The organism is Enterococcus sp. DIV2402, from assembly GCF_017426705.2.
GTDB lineage: Bacteria > Bacillota > Bacilli > Lactobacillales > Enterococcaceae > Enterococcus_F > Enterococcus_F lowellii.
The window spans coordinates 1-18,487 of the sequence record NZ_CP147251.1; the positions used below are offsets into that span (position 1 = coordinate 1).

Annotated in this window: 17 protein-coding genes, 1 other RNA gene and 1 pseudogene; 5 read left to right on the forward strand and 14 right to left on the reverse strand. The window is 37.1% G+C overall.

The features are described from left to right. The 11 genes and pseudogenes from DOK78_RS00005 to DOK78_RS00055 form a co-directional block, all read right to left on the reverse strand. Positions 1 to 1,148, reverse strand: a pseudogene (locus tag DOK78_RS00005) (phosphoenolpyruvate carboxykinase (ATP)); the annotation flags it as partial. Positions 1,149 to 1,239: 91 nt separating this feature from the next. Continuing rightward, the gene (locus DOK78_RS00010) at positions 1,240 to 1,734 is read right to left on the reverse strand and encodes a methylated-DNA--[protein]-cysteine S-methyltransferase (protein WP_207871613.1); all 495 of its coding nucleotides are present in this window, start codon (positions 1,732 to 1,734) and stop codon (positions 1,240 to 1,242) included. A gap of 127 nt (positions 1,735 to 1,861) precedes the next feature. Continuing rightward, entirely contained in the window at positions 1,862 to 3,346 is a 1,485-nt protein-coding gene (locus DOK78_RS00015; RefSeq protein ID WP_207871614.1) for a PASTA domain-containing protein, read from the reverse strand. Next, on the reverse strand, positions 3,339 to 4,013 hold the full coding sequence (locus tag DOK78_RS00020; protein ID WP_207871615.1) for an ABC transporter ATP-binding protein: 675 nt from the start codon (positions 4,011 to 4,013) through the stop codon (positions 3,339 to 3,341). The genes DOK78_RS00015 and DOK78_RS00020 overlap by 8 nt, the downstream gene beginning before the upstream one ends. Positions 4,014 to 4,026: 13 nt before the next feature. Further along, entirely contained in the window at positions 4,027 to 5,532 is a 1,506-nt protein-coding gene (locus tag DOK78_RS00025) for an ABC transporter permease (protein ID WP_207871616.1), read from the reverse strand. 400 nt (positions 5,533 to 5,932) lie between these two features. Then, the gene (dtd, locus tag DOK78_RS00030) at positions 5,933 to 6,376 is read right to left on the reverse strand and encodes a D-aminoacyl-tRNA deacylase (protein WP_207871617.1); all 444 of its coding nucleotides are present in this window, start codon (positions 6,374 to 6,376) and stop codon (positions 5,933 to 5,935) included. A gap of 4 nt (positions 6,377 to 6,380) precedes the next feature. Next, positions 6,381 to 8,594 carry a RelA/SpoT family protein gene (locus DOK78_RS00035; RefSeq protein WP_207871618.1) on the reverse strand — a complete coding sequence of 738 codons (2,214 nt, stop codon included), beginning with the start codon at positions 8,592 to 8,594 and terminating at the stop codon, positions 6,381 to 6,383. A gap of 169 nt (positions 8,595 to 8,763) precedes the next feature. Continuing rightward, the gene (locus tag DOK78_RS00040; RefSeq protein WP_016174136.1) at positions 8,764 to 9,513 is read right to left on the reverse strand and encodes a 16S rRNA (uracil(1498)-N(3))-methyltransferase; all 750 of its coding nucleotides are present in this window, start codon (positions 9,511 to 9,513) and stop codon (positions 8,764 to 8,766) included. A gap of 1 nt (position 9,514) precedes the next feature. Further along, a complete protein-coding gene (prmA, locus tag DOK78_RS00045; RefSeq protein WP_207871619.1) occupies positions 9,515 to 10,462 on the reverse strand; it encodes a 50S ribosomal protein L11 methyltransferase in 948 nt (315 codons plus the stop codon). A 12-nt stretch (positions 10,463 to 10,474) separates the two neighbouring features. Continuing rightward, positions 10,475 to 10,954: a DUF3013 family protein gene (locus DOK78_RS00050; RefSeq protein ID WP_207871620.1), complete on the reverse strand. Its 480-nt coding sequence runs from the start codon at positions 10,952 to 10,954 to the stop codon at positions 10,475 to 10,477. Then, on the reverse strand, positions 10,955 to 11,590 hold the full coding sequence (locus DOK78_RS00055) for a DNA-3-methyladenine glycosylase (protein ID WP_207871621.1): 636 nt from the start codon (positions 11,588 to 11,590) through the stop codon (positions 10,955 to 10,957). 124 nt (positions 11,591 to 11,714) lie between these two features. Between DOK78_RS00055 and DOK78_RS00060 the strand changes: the two genes are divergently transcribed. Together DOK78_RS00060 and ssrS are read left to right on the forward strand one after the other, a co-directional pair. After that, a complete protein-coding gene (locus DOK78_RS00060) occupies positions 11,715 to 12,989 on the forward strand; it encodes a replication-associated recombination protein A (protein WP_207871622.1) in 1,275 nt (424 codons plus the stop codon). Positions 12,990 to 13,054: 65 nt separating this feature from the next. Then, positions 13,055 to 13,250, forward strand: a non-coding RNA gene (ssrS, locus tag DOK78_RS00065) — 6S RNA. A 95-nt stretch (positions 13,251 to 13,345) separates the two neighbouring features. Here ssrS and DOK78_RS00070 read toward each other — a convergent pair. After that, on the reverse strand, positions 13,346 to 13,771 hold the full coding sequence (locus DOK78_RS00070) for a phosphate-starvation-inducible PsiE family protein (protein ID WP_207871623.1): 426 nt from the start codon (positions 13,769 to 13,771) through the stop codon (positions 13,346 to 13,348). Between the two features lie 145 nt (positions 13,772 to 13,916). Between DOK78_RS00070 and DOK78_RS00075 the strand changes: the two genes are divergently transcribed. From DOK78_RS00075 to DOK78_RS00085, 3 genes are all read left to right on the forward strand, one after another. Beyond that, positions 13,917 to 14,186 (forward strand): hypothetical protein, encoded by a 270-nt coding sequence (locus DOK78_RS00075; protein ID WP_207871624.1) that lies wholly within the window; start codon positions 13,917 to 13,919, stop codon positions 14,184 to 14,186. A 76-nt stretch (positions 14,187 to 14,262) separates the two neighbouring features. Then, positions 14,263 to 14,730 (forward strand): universal stress protein, encoded by a 468-nt coding sequence (locus DOK78_RS00080; RefSeq protein WP_207871625.1) that lies wholly within the window; start codon positions 14,263 to 14,265, stop codon positions 14,728 to 14,730. A 297-nt stretch (positions 14,731 to 15,027) separates the two neighbouring features. Beyond that, positions 15,028 to 15,888, forward strand: coding sequence for an AraC family transcriptional regulator (locus DOK78_RS00085; protein ID WP_207871626.1), 861 nt, complete (start codon positions 15,028 to 15,030; stop codon positions 15,886 to 15,888). Between the two features lie 39 nt (positions 15,889 to 15,927). Here the strand turns inward: DOK78_RS00085 and DOK78_RS00090 are convergent, their stop codons facing one another. Both DOK78_RS00090 and DOK78_RS00095 read right to left on the reverse strand, forming a co-directional pair. Next, positions 15,928 to 17,511 (reverse strand): ABC transporter, encoded by a 1,584-nt coding sequence (locus DOK78_RS00090; protein ID WP_207871627.1) that lies wholly within the window; start codon positions 17,509 to 17,511, stop codon positions 15,928 to 15,930. Then, the gene (locus tag DOK78_RS00095; RefSeq protein WP_207871628.1) at positions 17,504 to 18,250 is read right to left on the reverse strand and encodes an ABC transporter ATP-binding protein; all 747 of its coding nucleotides are present in this window, start codon (positions 18,248 to 18,250) and stop codon (positions 17,504 to 17,506) included. The genes DOK78_RS00090 and DOK78_RS00095 overlap by 8 nt, the downstream gene beginning before the upstream one ends. Positions 18,251 to 18,487: the final 237 nt, after the last annotated feature.

Here is an 18,487-nt window from a genome sequence, read left to right on the forward strand (position 1 = left end):
GATTTTAACAACCGGGGGTAAACTGTCATCTTTCATAATCCAAAAAATAGCATCAATTTTTTCAGTAATCACATCTACACGATTTTTCGTGACAAATCGCGATTTAACTGTTCGCCCATTGCTATTACGAATATCTTCTAAGACTGGAACTTTCCGGCCTTGTTCATCTAATGTGACACCCACATTTTGCATCGTTAAAAAATATTCTACACGACTATCCGTTAGTGGATAATCTTGGACTTTATCAAAATAAGCAGGCTCCAAAGCAATTGTGGTTTCCGTCTCTTTATGGATAACAAAAGCGTCATCATGCAATACATCCACATGATAGCGGCCACGATGTTTGGTTAAAGTAATCGTGGACTTTCCCGAACCTGAAAGTCCAAAAGCTGCCATCGTAAATTGTCTATCGGTTAATTGATATTGTTTTAGCCCACCGTGACATGCTACGAAATTATTTCGATGAGCCGTTGCCCATGCCAAGGTTAATGTTCCTTTTTTAATTCACCAAAATAACGTAGTCCCAAAATTGCGGCGACATTATGAATAGGATCAAACAAGGCTAACCCGTGAGGAAAATCAGGATGCGTCCATTCCGGATTGGCAAATAAATAGATATCATTTTCTTTGAGTGGTTTGGAATGTTGATACCGCGTACGCCAGTGAGCTGTTTCAATTTGAAAATTTAATAAATATGAATAGAGATTTAATTCAAAGCCTTCTGGTACTAACACATGACTACGAATCATGAATTCTTCATGTAAACCAACAATCACATTGCCTTGATAAAATTTTTGTTTGGTTGCTTGATACATCGCTTCACGTAATAAGGCATCATAATATTTTTGATTCACACCGGGTTGCCCAATAATCACCCGTGCCGCTGATGTCCGTCCCACAATCTTGCCATCGTTACCTACAAGCATTTTTGCATCTGCAGGTAACGCCAACTTATCTGCATGCTTAACCGGTAAATCTGTCACAATGGTTCCTGGTGCCTTTTTCGCTTTGTAGTAAGCGCTTTCTAAATCAGGTACAAGTTCGACATTGTTTCCATAAAATATCGTTTCAATTAATGTTTTTGTACTCGAAAATAACGGATTTTCCGGACGAATGTCTGTTTTCTCGAATTGTTGAATAGATCCCATTTCCTCACTCCTCTACAAATAAATAAAAAATTCTGATAATTCTATTATATCGGAAGTTGGGATTGTACACAAAAAAACGAGCATTTGCTCGTTAAGAATAGGTATGTCCTTCAATTGTTAATAGGCGACGTTTCAATGGTAAGCCGCCACGAAAGCCTGTCAATGCGCCATTTTTTCCTAAGACTCGATGACATGGAACTACAATTAAGAGCGGATTTCTTCCCACTGCATTAGCAACCGCACGGACAGCCGTTGGGCGACCAATGTTTTCTGCCAACGCACTATAGGTGGTGGTGGTTCCATAAGGCACCTTCAATAATTCTTCCCAAACTTGTTTTTGGAAATCAGTGCCAATTAAATCAATCGCAAATGGAAATGACGTCCCCGTCTGTGCAAAATAATCTTTGAGTGGTTGAACATAACTAGCGACTTTTTTGTTATCTGTAATCACTTGGTATCCTTTAAAAAATTTAGAGATATCTTCATCGTTCGTTACTAAATCAAAATAAGCTAAACCGTAGTCCGTTGCGGCAAAAGTATACTCTTCGTCACCAATTATTGCGGTCATCGTATATAATCGTTTCATTGAACGTTCCTGCTTTCTATCTTATCTGCTTGCTATATTCTAACGAAAATATAGCATATCCTCTCGCAAAAAACAAACATATGTTCCTAAAGAAATAAACCGAAGCAAAAAATGCTTCGGTTTATTTCTATTCATTTATTGGATTATCTTCTGCTGGTTCTTCAGTTTCTAAAGTGGCTGTTTCAGAGGTTTCGGGAATTTCATCCACTTTTGGTTTCAAATTGCCTAAGCTAATTCCAATAGTAATCGTAGCTTCAATTGGTAAAAATTGACCATATTGGCTCATTTCGACGACTGTTCCTTTCGGTTCAGAAGAATCGACATAATAAACGGTATAATAAATATATGCACCTTTGGATTGATATTCATCAAAGAAGAGTTTTGGTAAATCTCCTTCATTCGTGCTGCCACGTAAATCCTTCATATAGGGACGACCTTGCGAATAAACCACTTCTACAGGCGGAATCGTATCCCCTTCTGTATATTCTTTTCCTGGTTCCACTGATTGGCTAATGAATTGACCATATGGCACATCCGATGAAAATAGATTTTTAATCATCACTGGTACTTTAGATTCAATGCTACTTGCCTCTTCCAATGTATAGGTTGCATAATCAGGAACAACAATCGCTTTGCCTTTTGAAATGTGTACGACAATTTCCTCTTGTTTCGCGATTTTTGTTCCTTTTCCGGTTTCTTGTGAAATAACAGTATCTACCGCAACATCATTAGAAAAATCTTTAATGGTTTTTAGCTTCACTTCATTTTTCTTCGTCCAGTCTGTTACTTCAGATAGAGCTTTACCTTTAAAATCCGGAACTTCAATATTTTTTTCAAATACTTCTTTTCCTTTTGAATAGTAGATGGTTAAACGATCTTTTCGTTTATATTCTTCTAATTTTAATTCTTTATTTGCTGCTTCTTGTTTGATAAATTCGCCTTTAGCCACTTTGTCATCGAACGACTCTAGCAACGTAATATTTTCGGCTTTATGTTCTGTAATCCAATCAGAAGCGGCGGTGTTATCCATCGATTTAAAATCTGGCAGGGCAATTTTTTCTTCTGGATCTGCTCCAAGACTACCTTTAATCGTTAAGGTTTTACCTTTTTTGATTTTTTTATCTGGAGCAACAGCTTGAGAAATTACGTTGTTAACTTCCGTATCAAAATCGTATTCTTGATCGACTTTAATGACTACTCCATTTTCAGTCCCCCAAGTACGTACTTCAGAAATTTCTTTTTTGACAAAATCTGGAACTTTCACATGGGTCAATTGATAATAGGTGAAAAACAAAGCGATTGCTGCCAAAACTGTCGCCAAACCAATAAAAAGATATTTTTTTCGTTGGCGTTTTTGATAGGTTGGATCAAATTCAGTCTCTTCCGTTTGAAAACGACTGACCATTTTTTCTTCTGATTTAGGTTTAGCTTTGCGTGTTGCTTCTTTAGGCGACGGTGTTTCTTTGATGGGTTCTGAGACTTTCTTTTCTTCAACAGGTTCAGCAGACACCGTTTCTTCTATATTTTCTTCAGGTTCAGGTGTCTTTTTTGCCGTCTCTTTTTTTTGTCCATCATAATTATTTTTCGTAAAGTTAGAAAGAAAATCACTCATATGGCTTCAACACACCTTTTCTCAAATACAACATTTCATCTGCCTGTTGGGCAATTTCATTGGAGTGGGTCACCATAATCACGCATTTGTTATGTGCGTGAGCTAATTCTTTAAAAATATCAACAATTTCTTGTTCCATTTCCTCATCTAAATTTCCAGTTGGTTCATCGGCTAAAATAATATCCACATTCGTAGCCAAAGCTCGCGCAATCGCCACACGTTGTTGTTCTCCACCTGATAATTGATTGACTAACCGGTCGGCTTTATCGCGAGTAATACCAATATAATCCAACAAATTATAAGCAACTTCACGATGATTGTCCGGCAATTTATTATCAGTAATTGACATTGGCACTAAGACGTTTTCGACTGCTGTCAAATAAGGAATCAAGTTATAACTTTGGAAAATAATACTAATTTCATCCCGACGATACTTATCATAACCTAACGCCTTAATGTCTTTACCATTAAGTAAAATTTCACCTGATTTTGGCGAATCTAATGCACTAATTAATGATAAAAAGGTTGTTTTTCCTGAACCAGATTGTCCTAAAATAGCATAGAACGTTCCTTTTTCAAAAGACACAGACGTCTCTTTTAAAATATAACGGCGTTGATCGCCATCTTGATAAAAATAATCAACATTTTTTGTTTCCAATAAAGTCATTAGTTCATCCCCCTTACATCATAATTTTCTTCGGATTCAAACGTAGAATATAAAGCAATGGTAATATCGCTGAAAGCAAGACTGTTCCTAAGCCTAATAGTAAATAACTAATAATATAGCCAGCTGAGAACGTCACTTTATAAGCTGATTGAATATCTTCATAAGAGACACTTGGTGTATTTAATGAGTATCCACCCATATAGCCACCCATCATATCACTAGAATTATTTAACCAATCTGTTTGTAACAATGAATTTGATACTGCACCACCTAATAGATTTCCTGTTATTAGTGAAAGTACCAAAGCGATAATACTTGTTAGTAACAACTCAACAATAATTTGACCAATGATTTCCGTACGACTTTCACCTAAGGACAGATAAATGCCTAATTCATGTTTACGATCACGCAAGAATAACAACACTACTAATGAAATAATTAAAATTGTTGCTAAAGCTGCAATAATTACAACATATTTTGAAATGGTACCTAATTTTTTCATTCCACCTGCGATTTGATCGTATTGATCAGTTGAGGCAAAGACTTGGTAATATTCATTGCTAATTAATGCATTCGCTTCTTCACGAAACGCTTCTACATCATCAATTGATTTCAAGACATAGGTTACTTGATAATATTCTTGCGATTCTTGTAAGGCAAGGTCTTCTTCACTCATATTCCAAAATTTTTGAGACTGTTCTTTATTTAATGCTTTGACTAATTCATTTGGCATATAAATGGTGTTAATTTGTTCCATCGCACGCCATTCAGCTTCGCCATTATCTTCGTCTTTACTTTTCTCTGTTTTTTCTTTTTTAACGACCGAGAAGATTCCACCAACTTTAACAGGGAAATCGAACGTGAGAACTTCAGGCGTCGCAGGTTCCTCACTCTCTTCTTCCATCGGCTCTTCAGAATAAGCTTGCTCAGATACATCAAGTGCTACTTGATCCCCGACAGAAAGATTATTTGCTTCAGCAACTTCACGACTGATTAACACTGTATTTTCTCCGTCTTTAATCGCCTTATCAGTAAAGGTTTCGCCACTCTCCAACTTAATAATACCTTCTTCAAGATCCACAACTTCTTTACGGTTTACGCCTTTGATGTTAAATCCGTATTTATAGGCACCGCCATAACTAACGCTACCTTCCTCTGGCGAATAAGCTTTAAATTTATTGGTTCCAATATATCCAGGAATGGACATATCATAATATCTAACATAAGATAATTTGCCAATTGCTTCTAATTCTTTCATTGATGGTGGTTTAGCCCACTCATCGCCTTCAAATTTCTCTGGATTTTTTTGTTGCTCTTTTTCCAGCTTTTCATAATCCATGTCAACAGTTGCTTGCGATCCCATCTGTTTCTTGGTTTCTTTTTCAACGTTTTCTGTGGATTGTTGAATTGCCACTGCCCCCGCAATAACATTCCCTAAAATAAAAATAACTAAAAATAAAATAAAAGAGCGCCCTTTTCTTCGTGTCACACTTTTCAGTGCTCGTTGCCAAAATTTCATCTTTCAGATCCTCCTTATCACATCACATTTTTATTCATTATTCCATAGATACAAAAGGCTTACAATCATTTTTATAAGCTTTTCACATACATTTGTTGTCTTTTTAAACAAAAAAAATCAAACATCTTCTCAAAAGAACCCTGTTTCTGCGGTTTTATTAGAGTTTTTTTCTTAAAAAATTCCCTTTTAACAGGAACTAACAGTTTTGTAAGACATGAACGAATGAATAAATTTGGGTATTTAAGTTGATTATACCTTTTTTCACTGTAGCAGAACCATTTTCTCCCTGAACGTCGCTAATTCTTGCCTGAACGTAAAATATACACTGTTTTTTTATTGTTTGATTGTTAACGAAAAAAACTGTGGTTCGTTTCCAATAGATGGAACGAACCACAGTTTTTTATTCACGTGTATCAAAAATAATTGTTACTGGACCATCATTAACTAGAGCGACTTTCATATCTGCACCAAACTTACCCGTCACAACAGGTATTTGTAACTGACGTAAACCTTCATTAAAAGCCTCGTACAAAGGAACTGCTACTTCTGGGCGAGCCGCTTTGATAAAGCTTGGTCGATTGCCCTTCTTGGTTTCAGCGTATAAAGTAAATTGAGAGATACTTAAAATACTTCCTGCCACAGCATCAATGCTGCGATTCAATTTCCCCTCGTCATCTTCAAAAACCCGTAATTTAGCGATTTTTCCGACTAAATATTCTACATCTGCTTGGGTATCTTCCGCATGAATGCCTAATAAAATCATGTATCCTTGCTCGATAGTCCCTGTAATTTCACCCTTAATTTTGACACTTGCTTCACTTACTCGTTGAACAACTGCGCGCATTTTTTTATCCTTTCACACGATGAACACTGTACACGTCTGGTACTTGTTTCAGTTTATCGGTAATTGTTTGTAAATGGGATAGGTTTTGAATTGAAACTGATAGACGAATCGTTGCTTGCTTGTCTTTATCTGAACGTGCAGTGACACCGAGTAATTTTTTCGATTGTGAACTAATAACTTGTAGCACATCATTTAATAAACCGGAGCGATCATAACCATGAATTTCTAAGTCAGCTGCATATTCTTTTTGATTGCTAGAAGTATCTTCCCACTCTACTTCAATCAAACGGTTCTCATTTTCAGGAGCATTCGTCACATTGGGACAATCGGCACGATGAATAGAAATCCCACGTCCTTTCGTGATATAACCCACAATGTCATCACCAGGAACTGGATTACAACAACGACTCATGCGAATTAATAAATTTTCTACACCTTGAATGACGACGCCGCCTTCATGACGAATTTTCATTTTTTCCGGTTCTTTTTTCGCCGGCTTATTCATAATTTCTTGCATGCGTTGTTTATCTTTTTCGATTTGTTGTTCTCGACGCTCTTCTTCTGTTAAACGATTGGCTAAAGTTGTTGGGCTAACTTCACCGTAACCCACTGCTGCAAACAAATCATCTTCTGTATGGTAATTATAGCGTTGCAACGCTTCTTGCATTTTAGCTTTAGAGAGCATTTCTTTAGGAACGAAGCCTAAATCTTGCAACGCTTTGACTACTGCTTCGTGTCCTTTTTCGATGTTTCCTTCACGATCTTGTGTTTTAAAGAAACGTTTTATTTTATTTTTCGCTTTGCTTGTTGCGACTAATTTTAACCAGTCACGACTTGGTCCAGATGAATTAGCCGAAGTCATAATCTCTACAATATCACCTGTTTTCAATTTATAGTCCAATTGAACCATTTTGCCATTCACTTTGGCTCCAACTGTCTTACTTCCAATATCGGTATGAATATTATAGGCAAAATCAAGCGGACCAGACCCTTTTGGTAATTCAGAGACATCTCCTTTTGGTGTAAAGACATAGACCTTATCACTAAAGATATCTCCTTTAACCCCTTCCATAAACTCAGAAGCATCAAAACTTTCATCTTGTAGCTCTAAAATTTCCTTAAACCAACCAACCTGTTGAGTCATGGCATCTGGTTTGATTTCTTCGGTGTGTCCTTCTTTGTATGCCCAGTGAGCCGCAACCCCAAATTCGGCAATTTCATGCATTTCATGGGTCCGAATTTGAATTTCGATTGGATTGCCATTCGGACCAATCACTGTCGTATGGATGGATTGATACATGTTTGCTTTTGGCATAGCAATATAGTCCTTGAAACGTCCCGGCATAGGTTTCCATCTCGTATGAATCGCACCTAAAACTGCATAACAGTCTTTGATAGAATCGACAATTACACGAATAGCTAATAAATCATAAATCTCATCAAATTGTTTTTTCTTATCCACCATTTTGCGATAAATAGAATAAATATGTTTGGGACGACCATAAATTTCCGCATAAATATCGAGTTCTTCTGTCGCTAGACGAATTTCTTCAACTGTTCCTTCCACATACGCTTCACGTTCCTCACGTTTGGTTTGCATCAAGTGAACAATGCGATAATATTGATTTGGGTTTAAATAACGTAACGAACGGTCTTCTAGCTCCCATTTAATTCGACTAATCCCTAGACGATGTGCGAGAGGGGCATAAATTTCCATTGTTTCTTGGGCAATCCGTCGTTGCTTATCTTCACGCAAATGATTTAATGTCCGCATATTGTGCAAACGGTCGGCCAGTTTCACCATGATTACGCGTAAATCTTGTGCCATTGCTAACAACATTTTGCGGTGGTTTTCTGCTAATTGCTCCTCATGCGATTTGTACATAATTTTTCCTAATTTAGTAACGCCATCCACTAGCATCGCCACATCAGGTCCAAATTCTGCTTTTAAGTCATCTAAGGTCACATCTGTATCTTCGACAACATCATGTAAAAATCCTGTCGCCACAGTATGAGGATCCATATGTAATTCTGCTAGAATCCCCGCAACTTGAATGGGGTGAATAATATAGGGTTCGCCAGATTTACGAAATTGTCCTTCATGCGCCTTGGTTGCATAATCCAACGCTTTTTGGACAAACGCAACATGCTCTTTACTCATATAATAAGAGACAAGTTTTACCACTGTTGGGCCTGACATAATCGTTTCTTTAGCCATTGTAGGAACCTCCTTTGAGAAAAAAGGTCTGGACGAACGCCCAGACTCTTCTTGGTTATACTTGTATACAAGAGACCGATTGGGAATTTCTATCCCTAAGTACCAGTTATATTATACAAATTTTCCGTGTTTTTTTCAAACCTGTAAAACCAAAGTTATCAAGGAATTTTTACATTAATTCTAATTGATAACTCGCCGCACTTAATAAATAAAACGGCGCTGTTTCTGCTCGTAAAATACGAGGACCTAAGCCACAAAGTTGTCCATTCATTGCAACCAATGTTTCAATTTCTTGAGGAGCAAGTCCGCCTTCTGGTCCGAATATAGCCAATAAACGGGTACCTTTTTCCACCTTTTGCAAAATACGGGCAAGCTGTGCATGTTCTCCTTGTTTCGCAGATTCCTCATAGGCAACAACAATGACGTCATAGGTAGCTACTTTTTCTAAAAATTCTTTTTCGGTTGCCAAAAGCTCAACAATCGGGGTTACTTGACGGTGTGATTGTTCCGCTGCTTCTTGAGCAATTTTTTCTAAGCGTTGTTGTTTTTTTGCTAATTTTTTAGCATCCCATTTTACTACCGAGGTTTTGGCTGGAAAACCGATAAACCCTGCTGCGCCTAGTTCCGTTCCCTTTTGAACCACTAAATCTAATTTATCACCCTTTGGATACCCACTTGCAATTGTAATCGAAATTGGTAGTTCTTTTTCTTGTTGCTCTTTTTCAATTTCTTTTAAGATAACACTAGCATCGGTAATCGCACTAATTTCAGCAATAATCGACAATTGATTTTGAAAGGCTAAATACACTTGTTGTCCAGTATTCATGCGCATGACACGGACCATATGATGGTAAGGTTCCCCCGTTACTTCATATTGTTCTTTAGGTGTATAGTTTTCAGCTAAAAAATATCGTTGCATCTTAATCTTCCTCAGGTTTCTTCAAAATGATGGCATACCAATCTTTTTGTTGGAAAACTTGGTCAACTTCAAAACCTTGCGCTTCAAGGGTATCAATAACCATTTGTTTTTTCTCATGGATAATTCCGGAAACAATTAACGTACCATCTGATTTCAACAAACGCCATGCATCAGGTACCATCAAAACAATAATATCCGCTAAAATATTGGCTACAATGACATCGGCTGGCGTTTCAATACCTTTCAATAAATCGTTGGCACTTACGGACACATCACTAGCAATTGGATTTAAGTCCATATTTTCTTGTGCAGCTTGCACGGCAACCTCATCTAAATCAAAGGCGTGAACGTCCTTAGCTCCTAAATATTTACTTGCAATACTTAACACACCTGAACCCGTCCCAACATCTAATACAGTTTCTCCTCCACGCAAGGTTACTTCTAATGCTTGAAGCGTTAAACGAGTGGTTGGATGTGTGCCTGTACCAAAAGCCATCCCAGGATCTAAAGTAATAATTTTTTCGTCGGTATGTTGAGCTGTATATTCTTCCCAACTTGGAACAATAGTCAAATAACGTGAAATGCGTACCGGGTGGTAATATTTTTTCCATGCAGTTGCCCAGTTTTCTTCTGCTACTTCGCTGACAGTTACTTCATTTTTGCCAATTGCTAAACCGTATTCAGGTAATTTAGCCACTTCTTCACGAATAAAAGGTAAAATTTCGGGTAAGAAAATTATTTCAGGAAAATACGCTGCTACATACGCCCCTTCTTTTAACGAGGTAATAGTTTCTTTGTCCAAAAGTTCTCCATATGCATCACCTTGAAAGTTTTCTATATCTAGGGCGTCTTCAATGGCTACTCCACTTGCGCCAGCTTCCATTAAAATATTAGCTACCGCTTCTACCGCTTCACTTGCAGTTTCGATTTTTACTTCATTCCACTTCATTCTTTTTACTCCTTAATAACTTGGGTAAGGTAAATAACCTTTTTCCTCATATTTTTCGATTGCTTGATCCAATGCTTCTTCTGAAAATTGTAATTCAAAAAATTCATCTTCGTTTTCTTCCGATAAGAAATCTAATAAATCACTTTGACCTTGATCTAATACTTCTTGTAAATAATCAACTAAACCGTCAATCACTGCTTGTTGGATACCTTTTTTGCCTTCATATGGAATGATTGCTAGATAATCTTCTTCATCAAAACGTGATTTTTGCGGATTGTAAAATAAAATACCATCTTCAAATTCAATGATTTCCTCTTCTGATTCGACACCTTCTGCATCATCAATGACGGTACCTGCTGCGTTTTCAGCAAACAAACGAATCACTAGTTCAATAGTATGATTTTTTGCATCCCAATCAATTGCTGTATCGTATTCGGTAATTTTCTTTGTTAGTTGTTTATCTAAATAAGTAATAAGCGTTTCTTTTGCCATTTATTTTTTCCTCTTTTCTAACCAGCCAAAATCTGGATCAATATCTCTTTTTCGAATATTCGTAATATACGGATTTCCACTTGCCACAAATCTTAACGGCATATCTGTCCATTTGCCTTTATTGGGAATACCAATTCTGGGTAACGTTTCAATTTTTTTAGGTGTTCGTTTCTTTTCAGGTACTAAATGTAGCGGACTTGCAAAAATAGATTGCCCATAAAGCTCTTTAGTAATACCTAATGCCGCTACCAATTTTCCTGGTCCATTTGATAATTCTTTGCCTGAACGCCCACGATTTTCTTCCATTTGTTCAATGCCTGTAGCAGGTTCAATTCCTCGAATCATTACACCTTGAGGCATGCCTTCTGGCTGTGTCACCATGTTTAAAATCAAATGCGTATGCATCGTGTATAGATAAATCGTTCCAGGCTGTTGATACATCGCTTGTAAACGAGGCGTATTGCGCATCCCATAACTGTGTGCTGCTTGGTCATCTGGCCCTAAATAGGCTTCACAGTCAACAATATATCCTCCTAAAATTCCTTCAGATGTCTCATGCTCCAAGTACATGCCGACAAGATAATGTGCAATCTCTACGGTCGATTGCGTGTTAAAAATTTGTTTTACGTCTTCCATTTCATCACCTATTGTCATCATACACAATTCTGAGCTTCCATGCTATCCTTAATGCTTTTTCATGGCGAAAAGTCGTCGTCTTCTCTATGCTATACTAGAAGAAAGAAATGAAAGGGTGTTTATTATGCAACAACCACTTGCTTATCGTATGCGTCCTCGAAATTTAGATGAAGTTGTTGGTCAACAACATCTCGTCGGTGAAGGAAAAATTATTCGCCGCATGGTTGAAGCAAAGATGTTATCTTCCATGATTTTATACGGACCACCAGGAACTGGAAAAACGAGTATTGCCAGCGCAATTGCTGGTTCAACACGTTATGCGTTTCGAATGTTGAACGCTGCGACAGATACAAAAAAAGATTTACAAATTGTCGCTGAAGAAGCACGCATGAGCGGCACTGTCATTTTACTATTAGATGAAGTTCATCGTTTAGATAAAACCAAACAAGATTTTTTATTGCCTCATCTTGAAAGTGGTAAAATTATTATGATTGGTGCAACTACTGAAAATCCTTATATCACCATTAACCCAGCGATTCGCAGTCGAACACAAATTTTTGAAGTCTTTCCTTTACAAGAAGAAGATATCTTACAAGCTATCGACCAAGCTTTAAATGATAACGAACGTGGTCTTGGGGAGTTTCCTGTGAGGATTGATGAAGAAGCGCGACGCCATTTATCACGTGCAACAAATGGGGATTTACGCAGTGCTTTAAATGGTCTAGAATTAGCAGTCAAATCCACCCCACCAAAAGAGGGGACAATCCATTTAACCCTCTCGATTATCGAAGAATGTGTGCAACGAAAAGCACTTACTCACGATAAAAATGGGGACGCACATTACGATGTGATTTCCGCCTTTCAAAAATCCATTCGCGGCAGTGATGTGGATGCTGCCTTACATTATTTGGGTCGTCTAGTAGAAGCTGGTGACTTAGCTATTATTTGTCGCCGTTTAATGGTGATTGGCTACGAAGATATAGGATTAGCTAATCCTAACGCTGCCTCGCGCACAGTCAATGCTGTATTAGCTGCTGAAAGGCTAGGTCTTCCCGAAGCACGGATTCCTCTAGCACAAGCTGTGGTGGATCTATGCTTGTCGCCAAAATCGAATAGTGCATATGTCGCTTTAGATGAAGCAATTGCAGATATTCGCAGTGGGCAAGCCGGGGATGTTCCCAACCATTTACGTGATGCGCATTATAAAGGTGCAGCTGAATTAAATCGTGGCATTGGTTATCAATACCCGCATGATTTTGAACAAGCTTGGGTCAATCAACAGTATTTACCAGACAAATTAAAATACAAACATTACTATCAACCAAAAAGCACGGGTAAGTATGAACAAGCTCTAGGCATGCGTTATCAGCAGTTACAAGATTGGAAAAAGCATTCTTAAAAAACGCTTTCATTTATTACACTTCTCTATTGCTACTTTTTCATCCATATGCTACTATGGAAATGGGAAATCTGTAATGTACGAGTTATCCCTATTTAGTGTTGACCGAACATTTTTATTGATATCTTGGGATCTGTCCGGTGTTATAGTTGGTAACAAGCCTTGTCATTTGGTAGTTCGAAAACTATAACCGTAGAACCCACCTGCTACACTTTGCGGGATCAATACTCCGGGACAATAAACGGCATCAACGGATCTTACCCATTAATTTTCAATTGGACCACTTCCCTTTTAGGTGAGTGGTTTTTTTGTATAAAAAAAACAGAAATATATCCGCAGATACATTTCTGTTTCGTTTACATTTCTTCGGGTTCGTCTGGTCCTGAATTGTGAAAGGCTTTGACTTTTTCTAAAATAAATAAAACAAGCACTAAAATTAAAATTGCTAGAGAAAGAAATAATGCCTCCACTCCACCACCATGAGCAAGTAACAGTTCACGACAAATTGCTGTAATACTGATTAAAATTAAGTAGCGTACAGGAATGTGATGCCCTTCTCTCACATAGCGTAAAAGCATTAAGATAATTTCTAACAAGATAAACAATGTTGCAATTTCTTCAATTAATGGATACAAATCTTTTAGTGAATGCAATGGCACAACTGCCGTAATCATATGATAGATGGATTCCCCCATCACCACTAGTACTACTAGGACTAGAAAACCTAGCATAATATCTACCACAGAGCTAACAATATTGTCAAAACGATTAAAACCTTTCATCAAAGACCACCTTTTATTCTATCTATTTTATTGTATTATATAAAATAATAACAGAAAAATCTGTAATGATTACTTACATTTCAAAAAAAATTGCAGGAATCTAAAAACTCACCTATACTTTATAGTAAGGGAAAGGAGTGGAACAATGACAATTTTCTTGTTAATCTTGATGGCCGTTGTATTAATTTTCCTCGGTATCACTTTAATGAAACAAACCGTATTTTTCTCTCTCATCGAAAATAATGAAAAAAATAGCCATTTTTTAAAAACGTATGGCATGCTTTATATTGCCCTAGGAGTTATTAGCGGTCTACTCGCTATCATCAATCAATTGTTATTTACATTGATTTTTATTGCAGTGATGATGCTGGTTTCTGCCCTCTTTAGTATTCAATTTTCAAAAAAAATGCGTTGAATTCTGAGGTTTCTCTTTTCTTTTTCTTATGAAATAGCTTACAATAGGAATAGAAGAACAGAAAGGACGTGGGGTTATGTTACAACAATACAAACGAATTATGGTCGCAGTCGATGGTTCAAAGGAAGCAGAACTAGCGTTTCGCAAAGCAGTCAACGTAGCGCGAAGAAACCAAGCAGAGTTGTTATTGATTCATGTTATTGATACTCGTGCGTTTCAAACGGTTACTTCTTTTGACACAGTCTTAGCGGAACAAGCGACAGATATGGCGAAAGAATCTTTAGCAGAATATGCGGAGACTGCTACAAGTAATGGTGTTCCTGCAGTCGAAACAACGATTGAATATGGCTCACCAAAAGCAATCATCGCAAAACAACTACCTGCTGAAAAAGAAGTCGATTTAATTATGTTAGGTGCAACAGGTTTAAATGCTGTCGAACGATTATTCATCGGTTCTGTTTCAGAATATGTTATCCGTCATGCACCATGTGATGTCTTAATTGTACGTACCGATTTAGACAATCACATTCCTGAAGAAGAATAAGAAAAGCGTGTTGCTTGAAGCAACACGCTTTTCTTTTGGGAGTTTTTATCCCAGGGGTTATTGTGAAAGATGAATACTCACCTTTAGCACCACTTATCCACCAGTGAAAAACCTCTCACTGTTTCTTTATTTAACCATGACTTTTATTGAATGTAAATACTTTTATCTAAATTTTCAGAATATTTTCTAAACTATTTTTTATGAATTCAATAAGTTAAATCGATAAAATTTGTCTCACCTATATCAAGTCATCCACGAATTCTCTTGTTAAGCTATAGATAAATGAGGAGGGAAACTATGTTACAACAATTGAACCAACTAATGGACGAAATCGATTCGCACTTAACGGAAGAGTTTTCGATTGAAGAATTAGCTAGAACAGTCGGACTATCCGCCTATCACCTCAAACGAACTTTTTCATTTCTTTCTGGCATGACTTTATTGGAATACATCAGAAATCGTAAGCTTGCGTGTGCCAATCAAGATTTATTACAAGGCGAAAAAGTTACAGAAGTTGCCTTCAAATATGGCTACCAATCAGTTGAAGGTTTCTCAAGAGCGTTTCGTGAATGGAGTGGTTATTTGCCTTCAGAAATTAGTAAACGTAACACTCAAAAAACCTTTCCTAAACTCTCATTTTTTATTGATATTAAAGGAGGAATTTCAATGGAAGTTAAAATCGAAAGCAAAGAAGCTTTTCGTGTAGTCGGAGTATCTAAACGTGTTCCCATTCAGTTTGAAGGAACGAATCAACAAATTATCGAATTAGCTCAAACAATTACTCCAGAACAACGAGCACACATGCACGAATTAGGCAATCTGTATCCAAATCAAGTGGTCAATGTGTCCTATGACTTTGAAGGAGAACGCTTAGCAGAACAAGGAACGTTACAACAGTTACTTGGTTTCCTAACGACAAAAGAACCGACATCTTCAGATTTAGAGACGCTGGAAATCAGTGCACATACTTGGGCCATTTTCCCTAACAAAGGACCTTTTCCAGAAACATTGCAACAAACATGGGCTCGTATATTTTCCGAATGGCTGCCTTCTTCTAATTATGAATTAGTCGATGCTCCGGAAATCTCATTTACCAACTATGCCACCAATTCAACTGATGTCTATAGTGAAATTTGGATTGCTGTAAAGGCGAAATAAAAGAAAGCACGACTCCCGAAAAAAGTGGAGTCGTGCTGTTTAATCAAACCTTTGCCAAAAATTCCGTTGATAATACAGATACCAACTTACACAGCCAATTACCAGAAGGATAAATACTGGACCATTAATCCACCAAAATGGGTACATCATCACCCCAACCACATACAACGCAATTAAAAGAGCATTTAAAAGCATTGAACCCATCATTAGAAAGACTAAACCTGTATTCCCTGCGCCTCTTGTAAACAATTGACTAATGTTCGTCCAATCCAACAATAACAGACGATAATCACGCACAAAATAACGTAACGACAATAAATAAGTTGCAACAATATTTCCTAAGAGTGCACTTACTAGCAAAATAAATGGCAAATGGAAAAATATTCCCATTGCTACAACGATGACAGCATTAATAATCAATTGTAGACTACCTGCAAAGTGAAATTTTTCTTTTAAATAGTTGGTCATTGATAAAGGCAACGAACGAATAAATAAAAAGTTCTCTTTGTCTAATGAAATAATATTCGCCACAAATGACATCGGATTGACCGACAATGTAGCTAATGCAATCCCTACTGTAAAACAGACACCGAGATATTCCATCCCTAAAAAATTCAAATTAATTTGCCCTGTTACGGCAAAAGCAATGATAAAAATCATGGGCATTAAAATTGAATTCGAAAATACTTGCATAATTAAATTAGGATCGCGAATCAACTGCGAATTATAGCTAAATAATAATTGACGCAAATTTTGATTTGGTTTGTGCGTTCGTTTCGTTGCGCCTACACCAGGTGTGGCATCAAGTAATTGTTCATACATTTTTGGTAATAAGGTTACTTTAATTAAGTAGAAACTCAACAAATTCAGTCCAAGCAACCCACCTAAACTTAGAGTAGCTGCCAAAGAAAACGGCTGAGTCATCACATAGAAAAATGGTAGAAATGCCGAAATAGTGCCACGGTCAACCATGCCCATGCCCATTGAATCGGTTTGACTATTCATTAACAAAATACCCACAACGGCTACACCAACAGATACAACTAACAATAATGTCGTCACTAATTGTTTATGCTTCTTAAAGAATTTAGTTCGCGTTAATCCAAAAACAATGAAGCTACAAAAGCTAAATACCAAACTTAAATACAAAATAAATAACACGAGTGCTAATAAAACAGCCAATACCACGAAAACACCTGAACGCATGCCCGCCATAATAAAAACAATTAACACTGGTAACGTAAATGGAATAATTGTAATCGCAACAATGATAATTTTAGCTATAAAAATATCTACTTGTCGAAAAGGTAACGGCAAATAGCCTGCTAAGTCACGACTTTCAAAAAACACATTGTAAATAACAGAAATCCCTTGCGAAAAAGCAATAATGCCAAATAACGCCACATAATACGTAAAAAATCCCGGCATCTGACTGAAATCAATCGCAAACATCGTTAAACCATAAATTGCTAAAAAGATGACTCCTGATAAAATATACTGATTAACAATCGAACGCGTTAATTTAGCACCATGTTTGCCAGATTTGCGGGCTTTATTAGTGGCTTGCGGGTTAACATAGCGCAAATTCACTTTTAGCAATTCAGCTAGTTGCGTTTTATTCATGGAATCCCTCCGCTTCTTGTGCGTGACGCCCCGCCATTTTTAAATAAATCGATTCCAATGATTCCGCGGGTGCTGTGGCTAGCAATTCTTCTACTGATCCGTTATAAAGCAGTTCTCCTTTTCTCAAAATAGCTAATTGATCACACAGTTGTTGGGCAGTATCAAGAACATGCGTTGAAAAGATAACTGTTTTTCCTTTGTCTGCGTGTGCCCGCATCATTTCTTTTAAATCAAACGCAGCTTGTGGATCTAACCCTTGCAACGGCTCATCTAAAATCCAAATATCAGGATCAGAAAGCAAGGCACCAATAAGAATCGTTTTTTGACGCATCCCATGAGAAAAACTAGAAATTGTTTCATCTTGATGACTAAGCATATCAAAAAGTTGTGCTAAAGGAATTAAGCGCGCTTCTTTTTCCGTTTGGGGAATATCATACGCAGCTGCCATTAAATCCCAATATTCTCCTGCTGTTAATTGCAAGAAAAGATCCGGCGTGTCTGGAACATAGCCAATTTTTTTCTTAATTTCCATCCGATTGGTCGCTAAGTCCAAACCATCAACTGTAATGGTGCCATTTGTTGGTTGAATGATACTGACTAAACTCTTAATGGTTGTTGATTTTCCTGCACCGTTATGTCCTAAAAAACCAAAGATTTCTCCTTGCCGAATCGTTAAATTCAATTCATTCAATGCTTTTTTGGTACCGTAGACTTTACTTACATTTCTTAATTCAATCATTTCATCACACTCCTTGTAACTATTGTAACAAAAAAAGCGCTCGCTAACACGTCAAGCCAAAGGAGAGCTAACGTTGAGTAGCAGATATAATGAATAAATTGTTCTAAAATGTTCCATCTATTTAGGGGAACTACTGACCAATCTTCAGATAGAAAAGGCTCTAGCCAGTTCTCTTTTCCAATGGTTCTGTTACTGCACGCTTGTATAGTAGTTAATTATTTTAATAAAAAAAGATGG

Coding starts and splice junctions, on each gene's coding strand:
- DOK78_RS00010 (WP_207871613.1), bottom strand. CDS start 1,734: ATGAAACGATTATATACGATGACCGCAATAATTGGTGACGAAGAGTAT.
- DOK78_RS00015 (WP_207871614.1), bottom strand. CDS start 3,346: ATGAGTGATTTTCTTTCTAACTTTACGAAAAATAATTATGATGGACAA.
- DOK78_RS00020 (WP_207871615.1), bottom strand. CDS start 4,013: ATGACTTTATTGGAAACAAAAAATGTTGATTATTTTTATCAAGATGGC.
- DOK78_RS00025 (WP_207871616.1), bottom strand. CDS start 5,532: ATGAAATTTTGGCAACGAGCACTGAAAAGTGTGACACGAAGAAAAGGG.
- dtd (WP_207871617.1), bottom strand. CDS start 6,376: ATGCGCGCAGTTGTTCAACGAGTAAGTGAAGCAAGTGTCAAAATTAAG.
- DOK78_RS00035 (WP_207871618.1), bottom strand. CDS start 8,594: ATGGCTAAAGAAACGATTATGTCAGGCCCAACAGTGGTAAAACTTGTC.
- DOK78_RS00040 (WP_016174136.1), bottom strand. CDS start 9,513: ATGCAACGATATTTTTTAGCTGAAAACTATACACCTAAAGAACAATAT.
- prmA (WP_207871619.1), bottom strand. CDS start 10,462: ATGAAGTGGAATGAAGTAAAAATCGAAACTGCAAGTGAAGCGGTAGAA.
- DOK78_RS00050 (WP_207871620.1), bottom strand. CDS start 10,954: ATGGCAAAAGAAACGCTTATTACTTATTTAGATAAACAACTAACAAAG.
- DOK78_RS00055 (WP_207871621.1), bottom strand. CDS start 11,590: ATGGAAGACGTAAAACAAATTTTTAACACGCAATCGACCGTAGAGATT.
- DOK78_RS00060 (WP_207871622.1), top strand. CDS start 11,715: ATGCAACAACCACTTGCTTATCGTATGCGTCCTCGAAATTTAGATGAA.
- DOK78_RS00070 (WP_207871623.1), bottom strand. CDS start 13,771: ATGAAAGGTTTTAATCGTTTTGACAATATTGTTAGCTCTGTGGTAGAT.
- DOK78_RS00075 (WP_207871624.1), top strand. CDS start 13,917: ATGACAATTTTCTTGTTAATCTTGATGGCCGTTGTATTAATTTTCCTC.
- DOK78_RS00080 (WP_207871625.1), top strand. CDS start 14,263: ATGTTACAACAATACAAACGAATTATGGTCGCAGTCGATGGTTCAAAG.
- DOK78_RS00085 (WP_207871626.1), top strand. CDS start 15,028: ATGTTACAACAATTGAACCAACTAATGGACGAAATCGATTCGCACTTA.
- DOK78_RS00090 (WP_207871627.1), bottom strand. CDS start 17,511: ATGAATAAAACGCAACTAGCTGAATTGCTAAAAGTGAATTTGCGCTAT.
- DOK78_RS00095 (WP_207871628.1), bottom strand. CDS start 18,250: ATGATTGAATTAAGAAATGTAAGTAAAGTCTACGGTACCAAAAAAGCA.